General features: G+C 33.1%; 23 protein-coding genes and 2 tRNA genes. 9 read left to right on the plus strand and 16 right to left on the minus strand.

What is annotated here, in order from left to right; translation table 11 throughout:
• The first annotated feature begins 4 nt into the window (after positions 1 to 4).
• A complete protein-coding gene (locus tag ACQH2P_RS03040; RefSeq protein ID WP_425362951.1) occupies positions 5 to 922 on the plus strand; it encodes an RluA family pseudouridine synthase in 918 nt (305 codons plus the stop codon).
• Between the two features lie 259 nt (positions 923 to 1,181).
• Entirely contained in the window at positions 1,182 to 2,228 is a 1,047-nt protein-coding gene (locus ACQH2P_RS03045; RefSeq protein WP_425362708.1) for an IS110 family RNA-guided transposase, read from the plus strand.
• Between the two features lie 405 nt (positions 2,229 to 2,633).
• Here ACQH2P_RS03045 and ACQH2P_RS03050 read toward each other — a convergent pair whose 3' ends face one another.
• Positions 2,634 to 2,774, minus strand: coding sequence for a hypothetical protein (locus tag ACQH2P_RS03050; RefSeq protein ID WP_425362952.1), 141 nt, complete (start codon positions 2,772 to 2,774; stop codon positions 2,634 to 2,636).
• Between the two features lie 214 nt (positions 2,775 to 2,988).
• Positions 2,989 to 3,162 (minus strand): hypothetical protein, encoded by a 174-nt coding sequence (locus ACQH2P_RS03055; protein ID WP_425362953.1) that lies wholly within the window; start codon positions 3,160 to 3,162, stop codon positions 2,989 to 2,991.
• Positions 3,163 to 3,379: 217 nt separating this feature from the next.
• On the opposite strand from ACQH2P_RS03055, the gene ACQH2P_RS03060 reads away from it, so the two are divergent.
• Positions 3,380 to 3,640: an RC1041 family protein gene (locus ACQH2P_RS03060; protein ID WP_425362954.1), complete on the plus strand. Its 261-nt coding sequence runs from the start codon at positions 3,380 to 3,382 to the stop codon at positions 3,638 to 3,640.
• 408 nt (positions 3,641 to 4,048) lie between these two features.
• Here the strand turns inward: ACQH2P_RS03060 and ACQH2P_RS03065 are convergent, their stop codons facing one another.
• The 11 genes from ACQH2P_RS03065 to ACQH2P_RS03115 form a co-directional block, all read right to left on the minus strand.
• Complete coding sequence (locus ACQH2P_RS03065; RefSeq protein WP_425362955.1) at positions 4,049 to 4,171, minus strand: hypothetical protein; 123 nt, start codon at positions 4,169 to 4,171, stop codon at positions 4,049 to 4,051.
• A 230-nt stretch (positions 4,172 to 4,401) separates the two neighbouring features.
• The gene (gene recO / locus ACQH2P_RS03070; RefSeq protein ID WP_425362956.1) at positions 4,402 to 5,127 is read right to left on the minus strand and encodes a DNA repair protein RecO; all 726 of its coding nucleotides are present in this window, start codon (positions 5,125 to 5,127) and stop codon (positions 4,402 to 4,404) included.
• A 292-nt stretch (positions 5,128 to 5,419) separates the two neighbouring features.
• Positions 5,420 to 6,031 (minus strand): ribonuclease D, encoded by a 612-nt coding sequence (locus ACQH2P_RS03075; protein WP_425364088.1) that lies wholly within the window; start codon positions 6,029 to 6,031, stop codon positions 5,420 to 5,422.
• On the minus strand, positions 6,027 to 6,272 hold the full coding sequence (locus ACQH2P_RS03080) for a hypothetical protein (RefSeq protein WP_425362957.1): 246 nt from the start codon (positions 6,270 to 6,272) through the stop codon (positions 6,027 to 6,029). The genes ACQH2P_RS03075 and ACQH2P_RS03080 overlap by 5 nt, the downstream gene beginning before the upstream one ends.
• Positions 6,273 to 6,280: 8 nt before the next feature.
• Complete coding sequence (locus ACQH2P_RS03085) at positions 6,281 to 6,598, minus strand: FtsB family cell division protein (RefSeq protein WP_425362958.1); 318 nt, start codon at positions 6,596 to 6,598, stop codon at positions 6,281 to 6,283.
• A complete protein-coding gene (locus ACQH2P_RS03090; RefSeq protein WP_425364089.1) occupies positions 6,595 to 7,284 on the minus strand; it encodes a phosphatidate cytidylyltransferase in 690 nt (229 codons plus the stop codon). Before ACQH2P_RS03090 ends, ACQH2P_RS03085 begins: the two co-directional genes overlap by 4 nt.
• Positions 7,247 to 7,936 (minus strand): polyprenyl diphosphate synthase, encoded by a 690-nt coding sequence (gene uppS / locus ACQH2P_RS03095; protein WP_425362959.1) that lies wholly within the window; start codon positions 7,934 to 7,936, stop codon positions 7,247 to 7,249. The genes ACQH2P_RS03090 and uppS overlap by 38 nt, the downstream gene beginning before the upstream one ends.
• A gap of 495 nt (positions 7,937 to 8,431) precedes the next feature.
• Complete coding sequence (gene folE / locus ACQH2P_RS03100) at positions 8,432 to 9,004, minus strand: GTP cyclohydrolase I FolE (protein ID WP_425362960.1); 573 nt, start codon at positions 9,002 to 9,004, stop codon at positions 8,432 to 8,434.
• Positions 9,005 to 9,027: 23 nt separating this feature from the next.
• Entirely contained in the window at positions 9,028 to 10,506 is a 1,479-nt protein-coding gene (locus tag ACQH2P_RS03105; RefSeq protein ID WP_425362961.1) for a hypothetical protein, read from the minus strand.
• A gap of 16 nt (positions 10,507 to 10,522) precedes the next feature.
• Positions 10,523 to 10,599: transfer RNA gene (locus ACQH2P_RS03110), tRNA-Ile, on the minus strand.
• Positions 10,600 to 10,665: 66 nt separating this feature from the next.
• Positions 10,666 to 10,741 (minus strand) — tRNA-Lys (locus ACQH2P_RS03115).
• Between the two features lie 123 nt (positions 10,742 to 10,864).
• Here ACQH2P_RS03115 and ACQH2P_RS03120 point away from each other — a divergent pair.
• Positions 10,865 to 11,605, plus strand: coding sequence for a 3-deoxy-manno-octulosonate cytidylyltransferase (locus tag ACQH2P_RS03120; RefSeq protein ID WP_425362962.1), 741 nt, complete (start codon positions 10,865 to 10,867; stop codon positions 11,603 to 11,605).
• Between the two features lie 227 nt (positions 11,606 to 11,832).
• Positions 11,833 to 11,973, plus strand: a complete 141-nt coding sequence (locus ACQH2P_RS03125; protein WP_425362963.1) for a hypothetical protein — start codon at positions 11,833 to 11,835, stop codon at positions 11,971 to 11,973.
• Between the two features lie 27 nt (positions 11,974 to 12,000).
• On the opposite strand, the gene ACQH2P_RS03130 is transcribed toward ACQH2P_RS03125, so the two are convergent.
• The gene (locus ACQH2P_RS03130; RefSeq protein ID WP_425362964.1) at positions 12,001 to 12,735 is read right to left on the minus strand and encodes a biotin--[acetyl-CoA-carboxylase] ligase; all 735 of its coding nucleotides are present in this window, start codon (positions 12,733 to 12,735) and stop codon (positions 12,001 to 12,003) included.
• A 171-nt stretch (positions 12,736 to 12,906) separates the two neighbouring features.
• The gene (gene nuoN / locus ACQH2P_RS03135) at positions 12,907 to 14,307 is read right to left on the minus strand and encodes an NADH-quinone oxidoreductase subunit NuoN (RefSeq protein WP_425362965.1); all 1,401 of its coding nucleotides are present in this window, start codon (positions 14,305 to 14,307) and stop codon (positions 12,907 to 12,909) included.
• A gap of 533 nt (positions 14,308 to 14,840) precedes the next feature.
• On the opposite strand from nuoN, the gene ACQH2P_RS03140 reads away from it, so the two are divergent.
• The 3 genes from ACQH2P_RS03140 (at position 14,841) to ACQH2P_RS03150 (ending at position 16,629) form a co-directional block, all read left to right on the plus strand.
• On the plus strand, positions 14,841 to 15,041 hold the full coding sequence (locus ACQH2P_RS03140) for a hypothetical protein (protein WP_425362966.1): 201 nt from the start codon (positions 14,841 to 14,843) through the stop codon (positions 15,039 to 15,041).
• 258 nt (positions 15,042 to 15,299) lie between these two features.
• Positions 15,300 to 15,899: a bifunctional (p)ppGpp synthetase/guanosine-3',5'-bis(diphosphate) 3'-pyrophosphohydrolase gene (locus ACQH2P_RS03145; protein WP_425362967.1), complete on the plus strand. Its 600-nt coding sequence runs from the start codon at positions 15,300 to 15,302 to the stop codon at positions 15,897 to 15,899.
• A gap of 70 nt (positions 15,900 to 15,969) precedes the next feature.
• Positions 15,970 to 16,629, plus strand: a complete 660-nt coding sequence (locus tag ACQH2P_RS03150; protein WP_425362968.1) for an HD domain-containing protein — start codon at positions 15,970 to 15,972, stop codon at positions 16,627 to 16,629.
• 213 nt (positions 16,630 to 16,842) lie between these two features.
• Here ACQH2P_RS03150 and ACQH2P_RS03155 read toward each other — a convergent pair whose 3' ends face one another.
• Complete coding sequence (locus ACQH2P_RS03155; protein WP_425364090.1) at positions 16,843 to 17,856, minus strand: MFS transporter; 1,014 nt, start codon at positions 17,854 to 17,856, stop codon at positions 16,843 to 16,845.
• Between the two features lie 109 nt (positions 17,857 to 17,965).
• Here ACQH2P_RS03155 and ACQH2P_RS03160 point away from each other — a divergent pair, with 109 nt between their 5' ends.
• On the plus strand, positions 17,966 to 19,189 hold the full coding sequence (locus tag ACQH2P_RS03160; protein WP_425362497.1) for an IS256 family transposase: 1,224 nt from the start codon (positions 17,966 to 17,968) through the stop codon (positions 19,187 to 19,189).
• Positions 19,190 to 19,292: the final 103 nt, after the last annotated feature.

The raw sequence follows: 19,292 nt of genomic DNA on the forward strand, positions 1-19,292 counted from the left end.
ATATATGACAATATTAAATGTTGATCTAGAATTGCCTTGTAGGTTGGATCGTTACTTGAAAAAATTATATCCTAGTCTTACTCAAGGGGTGATTGAGCGTGCCTTAAGGTTTAAGCAGATAATGGTTAATTCTTGTAAGGTAGCAGCCAATCTGCGAATAAATGTTGGTGATCAAATTTTTATAGAGGATAGTTTAAATTTACAACCTCCAAAAATTTCTGATAGGGTTTTTGCAAATTCAGCAATTATACTAGCCGGTAAATTATTGAAGGATTATCTAATTTATCAGGATGAGTGGCTTATAGCAATCAATAAGCCAGCAGGTCTTGCCACCCAAGGTGGTAGTAAAATAAGCCTGTCTATAGATGATGCATTGCAATATTTAAATAGCCAAGGGTCAGATTTTAAATTGGTTCATAGGTTAGACAAAGATACTTCAGGGATATTACTAATTGCTAAAAATTATGCGAGTAGTATAAAATTAGTTAAAGCCTTCCAGGAAAAGGATATTCAAAAAACCTATATTGCGGTAGTGTTAGGTAGGCTTCCACAATTTGAAGGAGAAATTAGTGGTATGATAGGTAAGAATAGAGGTGGGGCGTATGAAACTGTCCAAAGTGATGAGGAAAATGGCAAATTATCAATAACTCGCTATAAATTACTTAAGAATTTAGATAATGGTTTGACCTTGGTTGAATTTACTCCTCTTACTGGCAGGATGCATCAACTTCGATTCCATGCAAAAATGCTAGATTGCCCTATAATAGGTGATAGAAAATATGGAACCTTAGAAGCAACAGCTCTATCCAAAGAAATGTTACTACATGCCAAAAAAATAATCTTACCTGAGAAAATACTTGGTAAAGAAATAATAATTGATACATCCTTACCAAGTTACTTTAGTATGGATTGTGATGGGTAAATTACATTTAAGTTTTACTAGACATTTTTTATTCTATCGTAAAAATAGCAAAGAATTATAAGGATATAGTGAAACCTATTGAATTAGGTGATACAAACTTTGTGTCATACCTGCGAAAGCAGGTATCTAGATTCCCGCATAAGCGGGAATGATGGTATGGACGAGTGAAGCGAAATATGCTTTACTTGTACGGAGTCTGGTGAAAAATGTTTTTCAGTTGCTCCAAATTAAATAACAATTTAATTAATAGGTCCATACCATGATAAATAATAGCATAGAAAATAGTATAATTGGAATAGATTTAGCAAAAAATATTATGCACTTGGTGCAAGTTGATCAAAATGGCAAAAAAGTCGGTCATCAAAAAGTTAAAAGAGATGAGTTAATAGGATGTTTAAACAATCTCAATAAAAGTTCACTGGTGGTCATGGAAGCATGTGGAGGAGGTAATTATTGGTCGCAAGAAATTAACAAGCTTGATTTGCAAGTTAAGTTGATGAAAACAAAAGATGTAAAAATTTATGCAACATCGAGGCAGAAAAATGATTATAACGATGCCTTAGCAATATGTAAAGCTGCTCGCGATCCAGAGCTAAAAGATGTGTTACCCAAAAGCAAAGAGGAACAAGATATAAAATTTTTGCATAAAATCCGAAGTAATACGATCAGAGATCGAGTACAAAAAACTAATTCTACAATATCAAGTTTATATGAATATGGTTATAATACAAAATTAAGCAAAAATAAATTTTGCAAAGCATGTAAGTCGGAGGTAGAATTAGCGTATATAGAAGGTTATATAACTTCTGGGGTACAGTCAATTTTACTTTTAGAATGTGAAGAAATTGAGAATTTGTGTAACAAAGAAAAAACTTTAGAAAAGCTGATAATCAGTAATAATAAACAGAATGAGAAAGCTATTAGGTTGCAGACAATTTTTGGGATTGGAGCAATCAATGCTAGTTGTTTGAGCGTAGCACCAATGGAAAATTACGCAACCCCGAGGGATTTTTCTGCGTCGCTTGGTTTGGTGCCAAAACAATACACCTCAGGAGATAAGATAGTTTTAGGAGGAATTAGCAAACAAGGTGATAGATATGCTAGAACTATGTTGATTCAAGCTGCAAGAACAATAGCAATAAGAGCCAAAAGCGATAAAGAATCAAAAGATAAGCTAGTTCAGTGGGCAGTGAAGAAATTTGCTGAAAACAAATCATATAATATTATATGTGTTGGTTTAGCGAATAAATTAGCTAGAATAGCTTATGCAGTAGTTACCAATGGCAGCGAGTATGTCGCAAATTAGCGCTGTTGGCAAGAAGGATAATTTATGTCAATTAAGCAAAAGAATGGCAATTGGTAAATATTGCGAGTAAGTTAGTAACAATAAAGAGAACGAAAGTAAAAGAGTTAATGAAATAAGTATTCTGAACAAAATCCGCAATTATGTCGAGGCTCTAGAAGCCGTGGGAATGAGAGGTTACTCAAGGATATTTAGAAGAATGCAGAAACCATTATGGCACTCGATGCCGAATATATGACCGCTTCCTTTGTGGCTCTATTTTTTATTTTCTTTATTGACAAATTCACTCGTCCATATATGACAACTTACAATAGTTATGTTCTTTATCACCTAATCCTATAGGCATAACTATAGCTACCCTATCAGGGCAGTTTAAAAGTCGCAACTAATGATATAAAATACTAGATTTTAGAAACGAATAACCGTCATCGCGAGCCACGAAGTGGCGTGGCGATCCAAATAAACAGCTTGCTGTTTTATTTTTGCCGCTGCAATTTTTTGGATTGCCGTGTCGTAGCGAAGCGGCTCCTCGCAATGACGTTTATGCATTTCTCAAAACAGATTCTTATATCATTAGTTGCGACTTTTAAACTTCCCTGCTACCCTATTAGCATTTATCCATAGTAAACAGACGTCATGTATAGAACCACCCAAAAAATATTAGTTTTGTAGTATTTTAGCAATAGACTTCTTCTACCATTACGATATAGTTATGCTCATAGGATTAGGTGATACTATATTAAGAGAGAAATACTAATAAGCCTTAGCAAATTATTGAAATTTCTCCTATATTCTTGGCACCTAATTTAATGTGCTGTACTATAGTGAAACCTATTGAATTAGGTGATACAAACTTTGTGTCATACCTGCGAAAGCAGGTATCTAGATTCCCGCCTTCGCGGGAATGACAACTTACAATCGTTATGCTCTTTATCACCTAATCCTATGAGCATAACTATATACCATAAATCAACTAAATTATTGATATATCAAAGTTTTATAACTAATTAGAAACCTAATAATCTTTACAATGAATTCAATTTAAATTAACATAACTAAATATTAAATTTTAATTTATATATAATATTTTATAGTTTAATTGCTAAGCCATTGTAAATAAATATTAACAAAACCTAGAAAATGAAAGGTATAAAATGCTAGAAAATAATTCAGATCAAGAAGATATATGGCGTAATGAATTAGGGGAAACATATGAAGAACAGGAGAGTCGTTTAGATCGTGAAGAATCTGTTAGAAAACGCAATGCTATTATATTCGTTTTTATTCCTATGCTAATCGGATTCTTAACATTTACTTATTTTTTTCTTAACTCAATAGAAGAAAAGAATAAACTGAGAAATCAACAACAATCAACTATTAGTGATAGTCAAAATACCAAGAAAGAAAATAATTGAATTATATTGTAAAATTGGGAATGGTAATTTACATATCAAGTTAACCAGGTAGCACTTACTACTTAAACAAGCTTAAATATATTCAAGTGCTATCAACCCCACACCTATCCCATATAGATAATTTTTGGATATAGCTGGTTTGGTAGGTTTCACACAGCCAGCAACAAGAGCAGACAAGATATGAACGAATGCATTCCAAATTGATCTATGTCTTATTAGACTTCCTGCATAAATCAATCTAGTTGGTGATTTTGTCGTCGAAACTTGCCTCCGTTCCTCACGTACGTCTATGTACGCTGCGGTACTCGGCTTCGTTTCTCCTAAAAATCTCTCAACTATTTTTGACTTATGCAGGAAGTCTATTGATTCTAAAGGTAATCATACCTGAGGGTAAAAAAAGAGAGCCTGCTAAAATATAGTGAAACCTATTGAATTAGGTGATATAAACTTTGTGTCATACCTGCGAAAGCAGGTATCTAGATTCCCGCCTTCGCGGGAATGACAACTTACAATCGTTATGTTCTTTATCACCTGATCCTATGAGCATAACTATAAAAGGAATAAGGAAGACCAGCCAGGTTTTGCTCAATTTGAAAATAGCTATTAATGAGGTCATTTAAAATCTCCAGTACGTTCATTGCGAGACCACGTGAGTGTAGTGGCAATCCACATTCATGATTGCTTCGTTGCCACCAAAGTGGCTCCTCGCAATGACGCCTGGCTGTTTTTCCTATGACTTTTAATACCATGCGTAAGGTGAGTTAGGTTCTTAGCATATATTCTATAAAACTATCTCGTGTCTGACTATTTTGGGCATATAGTGGTTGTTGTTTGTCAAAGAAATATCGATTAAAAAAATAGCTAGTCAACTCAAACGCTTGTTTTTTATCATTATTAGTAATTTCACACTTAGTGGTGGTTAGGAATTGTGGTAAAATTAGAAGCCTGTCTTGATATTCTAGCCCTGCTGATAAACAGACAGCTTTCCCAGATTTTGGTGAGACATATTTCAGATTTTCTTGACTACCTGTTACCACACATTTATCCAGTTCAAGACCATAGCCCGATTCTTGGAGTATGGCTAATTCAAATCTAATATATTCTTCAAAAATAAAATTATTTGCTAAGCTGCTTAAATATTTTATAAAAATTGGAAAAAAATTATTGTGATTTTCTCTCTCATGAAATGCTATTTTAATAAGGCTAATAATTGAATTAAAGGCATATAGCTTAATTTTATTAGTTATTAAAAGACCAGCATAAGATTTTATTAACTCGCATTTAGCCATTCCTATATGCTCATGTAATCTAGCTTGCCAAAAAAAATCAACTATATTACCTTGCTGATTTATAGAACCAGATTTTCTAGATGTTTCTCGTATTACACCAGAATATAAGCCATGATTCTCAGTAAAAACTGTAACAATAGCCGAATTTTCTTTTAATGGTTTTTTGGCAATTATTATTCCTATATCTTTGAAATTCATATAAACCAAAATAGGTTCTTGATATTGTTATAAGTGCCTGAACGTCATTGCGAGGAACTACTTATAGTAGCGACGAAGCAATTGTAAGTTGTCATTCTTAGCAACGGCGGGAATCTCTAAGATACCTGCTTTCGCAGGTATGACAAGTTAAACCTCGTAGGTATGACATTAATATTAAGCAAGGATGACACAAATAGGATTGCTTCGTTCACCTAAGGTCTTCCTCACAATGACAGAGTAATACTAATCTGGTTATCTATTATAATAGTAACTTATATTTTGTTCATAGAGATTAGTGCATAAAAATATCGATATCGTTCCAACCGATCAGATCCAAATTAGCTCTAATAGGTAAGAATTTAAAAATTTGTTCTGCAAGGTCTAACCTATTCTCGACCAGTAATCTATCTTGTAAGATAGCACGAAGTTGATGTAAATAAAGGACATCTTTGGCAGCATATTCTTTTTGTTCTTCTGTCAGCTCACTTCTTCCCCAATAGGAAGATTGTTGTTGTTTAGAAATTTGCACTGACAGTAGTTCGCGGCATAAATCTTTTAAACCGTGAGAATCAGTATAGGTTCTAACCAATTTAGAAGATATTTTGGTACAGAAGATATTCTCTAAATCAATTTCAAGATATTTCTTTATTGCGGCTAAATCAAATCGAGCATAGTGAAATATTTTACAGCGATTTTTATCAAGTAATAATTTTTTTAAATTAGGGGCTGCGTAGCTCTTATCAATAAAGTTTACTAAGTAAGCATCACCATCACCATTGCTCATTTGCAAAAGGCATAACCTATCCCTATGTACTTTTAATCCCATCGTTTCTGTATCGATTGCTAGATCTCCCGCAATATTAAAATCTTCTGGAAGATCATTGTGAAAAACTATAATGCTAATAATAACCTCCTAATTTTTTATTTGTAAAGAATAAATTTTTATAATATTGGTTATCGTCAGGGCAGTTTAAAAGTTGCTGAAAAAATAGTCTGAAAATCCAAGGCGTCATTGCGAGGCCACGTAGTGGTCGTGGCAATCCATTTCTAATCACTTTTCTGGATTGCTTCGTCGCCACTAAAGTGACTCCTCGCAATGACGTCGATTGTTTTTTCACGACTTTTAAACTGTCCTGAATATTCATTACAGAACCTATTTTGTGGTAAAAACTTGTTCTGTTGGAGAGGCCACTCCTAACGCTCTTCTTGCTTCTTGGTCAAGCATATCTTTATCTAGAGATTCTGGTCTAAGTAGTTTTACTTTATGTTCAAGTTCAACACGCTCTGCCCTTAAGGTTTCTAGTTCACTGTAAGCTTTTTCCAGTCGTTGATTTAATGTAAAATAAGCAATAATTCCTCTATTACCATAAATAGAATGGAAAATAAAGTAAGCTAATAATAAAGAAAGCAATACATTAAATATTATAATTTTGGATCTTTTAATTACATCAATAAAATATTGATAATTCATAATATTTTAATAATAAAAAATAATATTGGGGCGGTGAGAATTATGCTGTCGAATCGGTCTAAAACGCCTCCATGACCTGGTATTATAGTGCCACTATCTTTAATAGCAAATTTGCGTTTGAAATACGAAATAAATAAATCGCTCATTTGTGCTATTAGTGCTAAACAAAAAGCTGCTATAATTAAGTGCCGTTTGTTTAACAAATAGTAAGTTGGCAAATCAAACCCTGGCATCAAACTCAATAAAAATGCCGTAACCCCGCTAGCCAATACTCCTGTAATTAATCCACTGCAAGTTTTGTTAGGACTAATCTTAGGAGCAAGTTTAGCTCCCCCTATATTTTTCCCGCCAATCATCGCAAATACATCAACTGACCATATTATAGTAAAATAGAGTAATAATAGCCACCGATTTTTATCCTCAATAGCAATTATTACTAAAGATATAATAGGAATGGGAATCATAATAAAGCCAAGTAATCCATAAGAAAAGGATGATTTGGTCATTTGGTACCATTCATATAACATACCTACGGCAATTAATAACATCAGTATGTAAAATAACGACTTGATAAACATTATCGCTATAATAAATACCGGTCCTATTACTAAGGCTGATAATATTCTAACTACTATATTAGACTTTTTTTTACCTAGCACCAAAAGTCCTCTTCCTTTTTGAATAATCGTTTAACGCTTCTAATAGATATTGTTTGTCAAAATCAGGCCAGTATTTAGGTGAAAAATATAGTTCGGCATATGCGGCTTGCCATAGTAAAAAATTACTAATCCTATATGTTTCCCCAGTACGAATTAACAAATCTACATCTGGCATTTCTGGATCGTACAGATAATTAGCAAATTCGTGTTCGCTAATTCTTGTTTTACCAGAATTGATGATTTTCTGACATGCATCAACAATCTCCGCCCGTCCACCGTAGCTAAAAGCAAAACAGAGAGTTATTTTATTATTATGTTTTGTTAATTCTACAGCATCATGAATTTGTTTCTGTAACATAGTATCTAATGGTTCCAATCTACCGATAATTTTTATTTTAACTCCATTCTTGTGTAGTGATGCAGTCTCATTTTTTAGGTAATAACGTAGTAATTTTAGTAAAAATGTGACCTCAGTCTTTGATCTATACCAATTCTCTGATGAGAAAGTATAAAGTGTAATATAAGGTATATTAAGTTCTATAAAATCTGGTAATAATTTTTTTACTCTATCAGCACCTACTCTATGTCCCTCAGATTTTGGTAAGCCTTTTTCTAAAGCCCATCGAGCATTGCCATCCATGATGATAGCTAAATGATTTACTTTGTTGATTGTACTCATATTTACTTTTGTATTATATCGCTAGTCTGTTAGCATTTGCCCATTTACCTTAACGGAAAAGATGTCATTCCACAACTGTCGAAAGTTAGAAGAAGAGGCGGGTTTAGAGGTCATCATGGTAGTTTAAAAGTTGTAGAAAAATAACCGGCGTCATTGCGAGGAGGCGTAAGCCGACGAAGCAATCCATTTTTGGTTACTTTTATGGATTGCCACGACCACTATGTGGTCTGGCAATGACGGAAGTACTTTCGTCTTCCTCGCAATGACGGTGTATTGCAAAGTTGTTATGCACTAGTGTATACGTCATTGCGAAACCACGTAGTGGTTGAAGCATCCACATTCATTAGATTGCTTCGTCGGCTCACGCCTCCTCGCAATGACGAATAGGCTATCTAGAACCTTAACGGGTTAGCTACATAAGCAATATATCATAAAAATTAACTACACTAATAGATATATGCAAATTATTTGAAAAATTGTTAGCTATAGCTTTGATTATTTTTTGGCAATAATATTTAAAAATTCGTGGCGATATTTTTGCTGCTCTAAATATATGCCAGTATAATGCATAGTATTCATAATACTATCATTTTGCATAACGCCTCTAAGAGTCATACAGCTATGTAATGCAGAAATCCTGACCGCAACACCCATAGGCTTAATATATTCCTGTAATGTTTCAGCAATTTGTACTGTCATTTTCTCTTGAATCTGTAGTCTTTTTGCAAAAACATCAACTATTCTGGCAAATTTACTTATACCTATTATACAATTATCTGGTATATAAGCTATATCAACCGTACCATTTATTGGTAATAAATGATGTTCGCAAAAAGAATTAAACTTTATGTCTTTTAATAAAATGAAGTCCTGAAAGTTACCAATCTCATAAAACTTAGTAGATAATATTTCTTCTACATTTTTATCGTACCCACAAAACATTTCTTGGTAAGTTTTTATTACTCTATCAGGAGTTTTTAGTAACCCCTCTCTATTTGGATCCTCACCAATAAATCGTAATAAAGTTTTAACTGCCTCTTGGGCTTCTTCTATAGTAGGTTTTTTCAAGGTCATTACTTTTATTCTGCTAATTATTTCAACAACATCTTTTTACCACAAATAATAACAAACATCAAGCCACCAACAATAGCAATCAGTCCCCCACCTCCCATTGCACCCATCAGTAACTTACTGCTAATAGTCATTTCTACACCCGGTGTTTTTCGCATCACCCCATAGCCACCAGCAAAAAGAAGAGCTATAATATGTAGCATTTGTCCGGTAGTTAAAGTAATAATTGCTGCAGAAGAATATGAATTTTTCTTTTGTTTATTATCACATAAATTATCGCATAAAAGAAAGCTAAAACCCATAAATGCCACACTTATTCCAACAATTGAACCATGGTAATGGGCAGGAATAGTGACGTTCATACCAGTGATTAACATGCCAATAAATCCCCCAGACAAAAATAATATGCTAGAACAAATTATGCTTGCCTTTATATAGCTAACCCGATTAGTATTTAACCATAGTAAACTGACGTCATTGCGAGAAGGCGTAAGCCGACGAAGCAATCCATTTCTAATCGCTATTTTGGATTGCTTCGTCGCTACTAAAGTGGTTCCTCGCAATGACGTATGTAAATTTGGCATAATGCTAATCCAGTTAGCTGTAACTAGCTCATAAAACATTATTACCAAAGACAAAGTTGGTGCTATCCCGCCACCATATTTCATTTGTTTAGTATAATATTCTTTGAATTCAGCATCTATAATATCATATGATAAGTGTCCCCAAATAGCTGCAATACTTATCACAAAATTTAAATATAATAACCCCAGATACAGTTTGTTAAATCTTAATTCTTTTCCTATCCAAGCATGGAATAACATTGTCATAACTAATATCAGAATTTGCGTATAAAGGAATTGTAATAAATGCCCGCCACTCCAAAAAAGCAATTCGTAGTAAAATTCTATATCGACTGGCACAAGTTTAATAACTTGTTGTAGTTGACAATAAGAGCAAATAAAACATACCCATACTAACACCCACATTATTGCGGTAGAGAGGATGGTAAAATCAATCAATTTATGATTTTTTAGGTTTTTTATCCCGATTAGGATGACATTTGATGAAAATAATAATACCGACACACCAAATAAACTAATTCCGAGAATAAATATTATATTCTCCAGCATTGGTATGTAATTATTCATTATAGGAAAATTTTGTCCACAAAGTGGTGACAAAGCTATTAGTGCAGTGCCAAAAAATGCTAATATTACATATGTTATAATGGAAGTCGTCGGCTGTAAATTATAGCTCCAAATACATGCTGTAACAGATATCAACCAAACTAGGATTGATAAATTAACATGAATAACCAAAGCTGATTTAAAGATTTCTGTATTGGGAAATAGGTTAACTAACATTGGAGTACGGAGCATTACCAATATTATTGAATACACCCCAGCAAGAGCAAGCGAGATTATACCATTTCTAAGCCAGTACATAGCTAGCTTGTTATGGCTTAATTGATCAATTATACTATTCTCAAGATTCATAAAGAATACTTACGAATGGTGGGTTTGAGAAGACTTGAACTTCCGACCTCACGCTTATCAGGCGTGTGCTCTAACCAGCTGAGCTACAAACCCTTAATACCTTCACCTTTTAAATATTGGCGGTATCCAGGTATGATTAAGGGGCTAAGTACCCTGAAGTGGTGGGCTCGCCGGGATTCGAACCCGGGACAACCTGATTAAAAGTCAAGTGCTCTACCAGCTGAGCTACGAGCCCTAAACAATACTACTTAAAGACAAATTATGTCTTAAGAACCATGTCTAATAAGCTTTACTTTATCGTTTAAAAAGCCTATCATGTCAACAATTATTTTGATAAATATCTTTAATATGGTAGCTTATGCATTCTGATGTTGCAATTATTATCCCTTCAAGACTTGATTCAGTAAGACTTCCGAAGAAACCTCTGCAACTTATAGGAGAATTGTCAATAATTGAGCGTGTTATTAAGCAAGTACATTTAACAAAGTTAAAAAATATTTATGTGGCAACTGATTCAGAAACTATAGCTAAAAAAGTTACTGATTGTGGTGGACAATTCATTATGACCAACCCAGAATGCCAAACTGGTACCGAACGTGTATACGAAGCATTTCAAGCAATACCAGATAATCACTATATTAATTATATCCTGAATGTCCAAGGTGATATGCCTTTTATTGAGCCGGAATCAATTATCAAAGTTATTGAAAGCCTAAAGTCCAGTAGCCATGATATTATGACCCCAGTGGTAAAAGTCGGTATAGACGCAGTAAATGGTCAGAGTAATGTCAAAGTTATTGCTGACCATAATGATAAGGCTCTGTATTTTTCTCGTAGCCTCATTCCACACGGTGCTGAAGAATTTCTATATCATGTAGGAATGTATGGGTTCCGCAAAGAAGCATTAACTAAATTCATAAACTTACCAGCCTCAACTTTAGAATTAAGCGAAAAACTAGAACAACTAAGAGCCTTGCAAAATAATATGTCTATAGGGATATGTTATGTTAACAATATCCCCATTTCTGTTGATACAGCAGAAGATTTAAACAAAGCTATCAAATTTTATCAACAACTTAATGTTACTACGTATAGCTAACTAAGTTAGTATTTATCCATAGTAAACTAACGTCATTGCGAGGAGCTACTTTAGTAGCAACGAAGCAATCCAGAAAATGATTAAATTTAGATTGCTTCGTCGACCTCATGGTCTCCTCACAATGACTAATCAGCTAGCTATAAGCAAGAAACTACGATATCTTAGAACGTTTTGAGTCATCCTGAATTTATTTCAGGATCTAGATATAGTTATGCTCATAGGATTAGGTGATAAAGAACATAACGATTGTAAGTTGTCATTCCCGCGAAGGCGGGAATCTAGATACCTGCTTTCGCAGGTATGACACAAAGTTTGTATCACCTAATTCAATAGGTTTCACTATATTATCACATTGTAACAGATCCTGAAACAAGTTCAGGATGACTTTACTCCAGTTACGATATCTCAGGGCTAAGTAAAGTAGCTATCTTCCCACTATCAAGCTGAATTCTTATGCCACCATATTCATCTATATCTTTAAAAATTCCTGAGGTTTTTGTGTTTCCATCATTTATGCTAACCATCTCGCCTAGCTTGTAAGCTTTTTTAAGCCAATATTGTCTTATTTTGCTAAATCCCTGTTCTTTCCATTTACTAAAATATTTTTCAAAATTAATCATCATAAGATCTAATAAATATTCTGGATCTTTTACTTCTATATCTTCATCAGATAAATTGGTTGCCAATTGATCGATATTTAAAGGACTTTCTCTAATATTAACACCCATACCTATAATAAGATAATTATTGTTATTTATACTAATAGATTCAAGCAATATACCAGATACTTTCTTGTCATTTATCAAAATATCATTCGGCCATTTTAATTTGATAGAATTTCCTGATCTAGTAGTCAAAGAATTAATGGTTTTATAAACAACAATAGCCATAACAAAAGACAATTGCGGGATATAAGTAAGATCAATCTGATGATTTAATAATATACTAACATACAAATTTCCTAGACTAGAATGCCAAATTTTACTATTTCTTCCACGCGATTTTGTTTGATTCTTTGCCAATATTACATAGTTCCCATCAGGACAAGCCTTAGCCATCCTAATAGCTTCACAGCTAGTACTATCTATTTCATCAAACACTAGTAGCTTATATTTTTTCTGCCAAGACATAATTACCTCATAAAGTTCAAGTCGTCATTGCGAGGAGGTCATAAGACCGACGAAGCAATCCATTTCTAATCACTTTCCTAGGATTGCTTCATTGCCGCTAAAGTGGCTCCTCGCAATGACGCTGACTATTTTTCCTACAATTTTTAAACTGCCCTGCATTAAATTACCTCATCAGATCAAGAGAGAATAAAATAAGAGAAATCCTATAACAAGACAACTGATAAACTTCAATCCTTGATGAGTTGGTATTAAATCTGGCTGCAAACTTTTATTTGCTTCAAAAAAGTACAAAGACCTGACTATTTTTAGGTAATAATAAGCTGCTATAATACTCGTGCCAATAGCTATAAATGCCAGAGTAAATTGCTGCTCTATAATAGCCTGATAAAAAATCAAATATTTACCAAAAAATCCTGCCAGCGGGGGGATGCCAATCATTGAAAACATGATAACCGCAATCCCACCAGCTAAAGCCTTACGGCTAGAGGCAAGACCTTTAATATCATCAAAATTTGCTGTATCGGCTTTTTTCCCCAACAGAGCAATTAAACAGGCAAAAAAGCCGGTGACAGAAGCAGCATAAATAAACATATATATTAATGCAGCAATACTACCTTGATCACTATGCAAAGCAACTCCCATCAAAACATATCCAATATTTAGAATAGTGCTATATCCCATTAGCCTTTTGAGGGAGGTTTGTCTAATAGCTCCACCTGCCCCAACCAACATCGACAAAATTGCCGTTATTTTGATTAAATCAACTGAAATTTGTTTATAATCACCAACTACCATCGTTATTATATTTAATAATACCACTACATTGCCAATTTTTGTGGCAGCAGCAAAATAGCTAACTGAAGAAATTGGCGACCCCTCATATACATCTGGCGTCCAAACATGCAAAGGAGCACTAGATAATTTAAAGAAAATACCACTTAAAAAAAGTACTAAGCCAATTATTAAACCAATATTTGGCTGCGGTGATTGATTTAATTTTTGTAGAATATTACTATAATCTAAACTACCACCAAATCCGTAAATAAAGGATATCCCGAATAATGTTAGGCAACTAATCAAACTACCTAGAATGAAATATTTTAACGCCCCTTCTGATGATTTAATATTATGCAAACTAAAGCCAGCTAGTACGTAAGCTCCTAATGCTTGCAATTCCATAGCCACAAATAACAATAAAAAATTACGGGCTGATATAGTAACAAAAATACCAACAGTCGAAAGTAGTATTAAAGTTATAAACTCCGTTTTAAAATTTTCATTAGTGATTTTACAATAATCATTATAAATTATCATGGTCATTACTGAAAAAAGTAAAACAAAAGATTTACAAGCACCAGTAAAACTATTAGTGGCAAAGGAATTATTAAAGGCTATTGCTTCACTCTGCACACAAGCAAAAAAAAGTACAATCGATAGTAATATTGTAATATTAGTGATGATTCTAATTTTCTTACTAAATAATACTGCAGATAGCTGAGTAAGTAACGCCAATAAGGTCAGCATTATCTCAGGTAAAATAATTATAAATTGTTTTAAAATTGGGTTTATCATATTTCATGTTCTTAGATTTGGTGCAATATAAATAGTTAATATATACTATAAGATTGCTAGCACTAAGTAGAATAGTAAAAAAATATTTAATTTTATATGAATTATGTAATTTATAGCTAACCCGAATAAGTTCTTGAGACCCCAGGTGGTCATTGCGAGAAGTGCAAGGTAAAATTTGCATTCTTACAACGATACTATCCCCGTTATTGTGTTATACTCTTAAAACTTTAGTACTCATAAACTTTGCTTCTCTAATTTTAAGAAATATTTCAACTAATATGTTGATCAATTTATCATGAGAATTGGGGGAAATCCTTGAAAACTTACTTAAAAAAATACTATAAAAATAGGTTAATTCTTTTAAGAAACACCCAGTTATTATAAGTTCATTTTTATTAATGATAATTAATCTAAGATTGCATCAATATTAAATCAAATACCTAACCAATTTAACCGTTCAAGAATTCTTTGATAAATATATTGAAGAACACTGTAAACGTAAGAATAAGGGCTGGAAGTCTGATATTGCTAAAATGGAGCTATATGGTCAAGACTATTATAAAATAAAAATATCTACTGTGACAATGGATGATATTCAGAAAACGTTTAATGATATAGTGAAACCTATTGAATTAGGTGATACAAACTTTGTGTTAACCTTGCGAAAGCAGGTATCTAGATTCCCGCCGTTGCTAAGAATGACAACTTACAATCGTTATGTTTTTATCACCTAATCCTATGGGCATAACTACATAACAACAAAAAAATCGAATGCAGTCATGTCTCAGCAGATAATAAAATCAAGCAATTTATCCTATAGCCCTGATAGAATTTGTTGGCTTATAAACTTATACTTAGTTATGTTAATAGTAATATAATGCTTTGTAAAGATATAAAAATATTAATTTTCATTAAATAATAATTACTGATAATTGACAAGCTAATTATTACTTGTTAGCATCAAAGATTCTGAGTAGAGAATATAATAAATTATGCAAGGTACTACTACTAACGATTTACGTAACATTATAGCTAATATTAGTGCTAACCTGCGTAGAAATGATGTAGTCGCTGAAATACAGTACAGACTAAAAGACCCTTATTCTACTTTAAAGAAGATGGTAAGAAAGAATATCACTGTGACAGAATTAACTGACCTAATTGGTCTTAGGATTATAGTTAATAAACAATATGACTGTTATAAATTATTGATTACTCTTTACAATACATACTCTGTTAAAATGGGAAAGACTAAAGACTATATTGCTAATCCTAAGGATAATGGTTATCGTTCTTTGCATCTCATAGTTATGGCTGACATCTGTGACCGTAATATAGAAATACAAATACGAACTAGAACGATGCATGATATAGCAGAATCTGGCACCGCCAACCATGAGGAATATAAAAAGACGCTGGAAGAAAAACTAAGAAAGTTATTCTATGAGGAGAGACTTAATACAGTTGCTATTAATACTGAAATAAATAACGCCTATGATATTTTTAACCAATTTAATTGGACTATATCAGAACTCATTAGCTATGAGCAGGCGATTGAAAATCTTTGGCATAAATTCCAAAATAATTCTTAAAAAATATAATAAAATCATTGGCAATATTAGTTTAATTTAATGTACAATTAAAATAATGGGGAGGTGTTTTATGGAAGATATTACAAATTGGTGGAAAAAATTTAAATCTTGTGAATATTCTGATAAGTTACTTAATAAATTGATTTTACTAAATAACAAAGCAACTGATCCAGTAGATATCAGAGAAATTATCAAAGCTATCTATTACGCTAAGAAATATCATGGTAGTCAAATGCGACAATCCGGCGATCCCTATTACTCCCATCCAATAGAAGTAGCCTACATGGTTGCGGAATACACAGCCCAAGAAGTTCAGCCATTGTTTAAAACTGACATGATCATTACCAGTTTACTGCATGACACGATCGAAGATACAACCCTTACTGAAGAGATGATTGCTCGAATTTTTGGGAGTAACGTTGCTAGCCAAGTGGAAGCTCTAACAAGGGTCAAACCTTACGGCAAGATTAGCTCCAAAGAGACTTTGGATTTATTATCTCAACAAAAGAGATTTGACGTGCTATTGATTAAATTATTTGATCGCATTCATAACTTGCAAACACTAGGAGCTAAATCACCGGAAAAAGCACTGAAGATAGTTAAGGAAACTATAGGATATTTTATAACTCGTTGTTTCTACTTGGAAATACCAACAGCCGAGCAACAATTAATCAATCTATGTTACCAAAGTTTATCTATTGACTATAAGCCACTTCCGACAGTCTCCTAAACTATACAGTTTTTTGAGCGAATGATTTTAGCTGATTTTGCCAGATTTTCAAAATGAGATAACCCGTAAGCAAAACCGATAATTGTCGGAATCATAATAACCCATATTCCCCAATTGCCAAAACACTCTATAAGGTAGACAAAACCAAAAGCACTAATAACATATATCATAGCACGAGATACAGCAAATGTTATACTAGCACAGGTAAAACGTTTAAATATAGGAAAGCTTTTTAAACAAATGGGAGTAGCTGGGTCTAAGCATTGCTTCCATAAGACTATAAAGAATTGAATCAAAAAATAACTGATCAGGAGAATTAAGATTATTCAATAAATACGGACAAAATATCATAAAAACAGAAAATACTAGCAGTATAATTTTTATGATTAATAATGGATACACTTTTAAACTTAGATAACATAATATCAATATGGTTAATAGTTCTATTAGACAGACAATAAAATTATGCTGAATCACTTCGGGCAATGTATAACCAAAGCGAGTTGTTAAAATATTACCACAATATATATAAATAAAATAAACACATAGCGGTAAAGCACATTGTAATAAAAAGAAAGCTATTACAGTTTTTTTATTAACTTTTTCTTGCCAAATGGGATCGTCTTGTAAAATATTTATGTCTGTATTAGTTTTTTTAAAAACTTTTTTTATTCGACGTTTGGCATCGGCAAATTCTGGGGCTTCTCTAAGTTTTTGTCTTGCAACAGAACCAACAAATGCGATTACGGCACCAATCCAAAATGCTACACGCCAATTAATACCATAAGAAACAACACATGAGACAATTCCTAAAGCAGCTAACGTTCCGAGGACAGCACAAGCCCCCATCAATCCAACACTTGCATATTGTATTGGTGGCTGAAGCATTTCAGTTAAATAAAGTTCCGCCCCTACTATTTCGCCCATTGAAGACATGCCTTGAGTAGCCCGGCAGATAATCGCTACCCAAGCCGCTACACTTCCTATTTGTTCGTAAGTAGGCAGATTAGCCATAACAATACAAGCGGATGACATCATGAAAGTTGTGATGATAACTGTTGGCTTACGCCCTATATTATCACCTATCCATCCAAATATTAAAGCCCCTAATGGTCTAAGTATGTAAGTTGCACAAAAAGCACTTGCAGAATACAAAGCAGTAGTGTGTGGATCAGTTTTGGGAAAAAATAATTCATTAAGAAATACCGCCATGTGAACATATATCATCAAATCAAAATATTCAAGGAAGGTTCCTATTGATAGTAGGCTCTGTCCAGAAAAGTGTGTAAATTTCGAGATAGGTTATATATAAAAATATAACAAAAAAGGAAATTACATGAATAAAAAAACAAATGAATCAATAAAGCAAGCAGTAGATTTATTAATAGATAATGATACAGATGTAAGCACAATACTGAAAGAAGGAGGATTATTAAAAGAATTGACCAAACGCTTGATAGAGAAGGCATTGCAGTCAGAATTGAATAATCATCTAGGCTATGATAAATACAGTCGTGTAGATAATGATAATGCTCGTAATGGTATAACTAGCAAAAAACTGATCTCCGAACATGGAGCGGTTGAGATAGAAGTACCAAGAGATAGGCGTAGTACCTTTGAACCAGCAATACTACCGAAAAGACAAAAACGTTTTGATGGTTTTGATGATAAAGTCTTATCATTATATGCTAAAGGTATGAGTGTATCTGATATTAAGGTTCAATTACAAGAGTTGTATAGTGTTGAAATAAGTGAGAGTTTAATCAGTCAGATCACCGATGATGTAATGGATGATGTAAAAGCTTGGCAGAGTAGACCGTTAGAAGAGATATATCCGATAGTATTTTTTGATTGTTTAGTAGTAAAAGTTAGGCAAGACAAAAGGATAATTAACAAGGCAATATATGTTGCATTAGGGATTGATTTATCTGGTAGAAAAGATATATTGGGATTATGGATCAGTGAAAATGAAGGGGCAAAATTTTGGCTTGGTAATTTTACTGAAATGAAAAATAGAGGATTAAAGGATATACTGATTGCCTGTAGTGATAATCTTACTGGTATGTCTGAGGCGATAGAAGCAGTTTATCCAAAAACAGAACATCAATTATGTATTGTACATCAGATTAGAAATAGTTTAAAATACGTATCATATAAAGATAGGAAGCAGGTGGCTAGCGATTTAAAGCCGATATATACTGCAGCAACGGAAGAACAAGCACATTTAGCTTTAGTATATTTTGAAGAAAAATGGAATAAACAATATCCACAAATTGCCAAATCATGGTATAATCATTGGGATAATTTAATGATTTTTCTAGGATATCCAGAGGCAATTAGAAAGGTAATTTATACCACTAATTCAGTTGAATCTGTTAATAGTCAATTGCGTAAAGTAACAAATAATAAGCGCGTTTTCCCTAGTGATAGTGCTGTTTTTAAAAGCTTATATTTGACAATTGACTATATGACCAAAAAATGGACTATGCCTATTCCCAACTGGAATGAAGCTATGGCTCATTTGATGATCAAATTTGAAGATAGGCTTAACAAAATTTAATGACCTATTTTGGAAATTTACACACTTTTCTGGACAGAGCCTGATAGTAACCCCACAGCTTCTTTTTGTTCTTTGTTTAAACTTGTTTGTTGTTGTGGATACC

This window comes from Candidatus Tisiphia endosymbiont of Hybos culiciformis (assembly GCF_964030975.1).
In the GTDB taxonomy this organism is placed as follows: Bacteria; Pseudomonadota; Alphaproteobacteria; order Rickettsiales; family Rickettsiaceae; genus Tisiphia.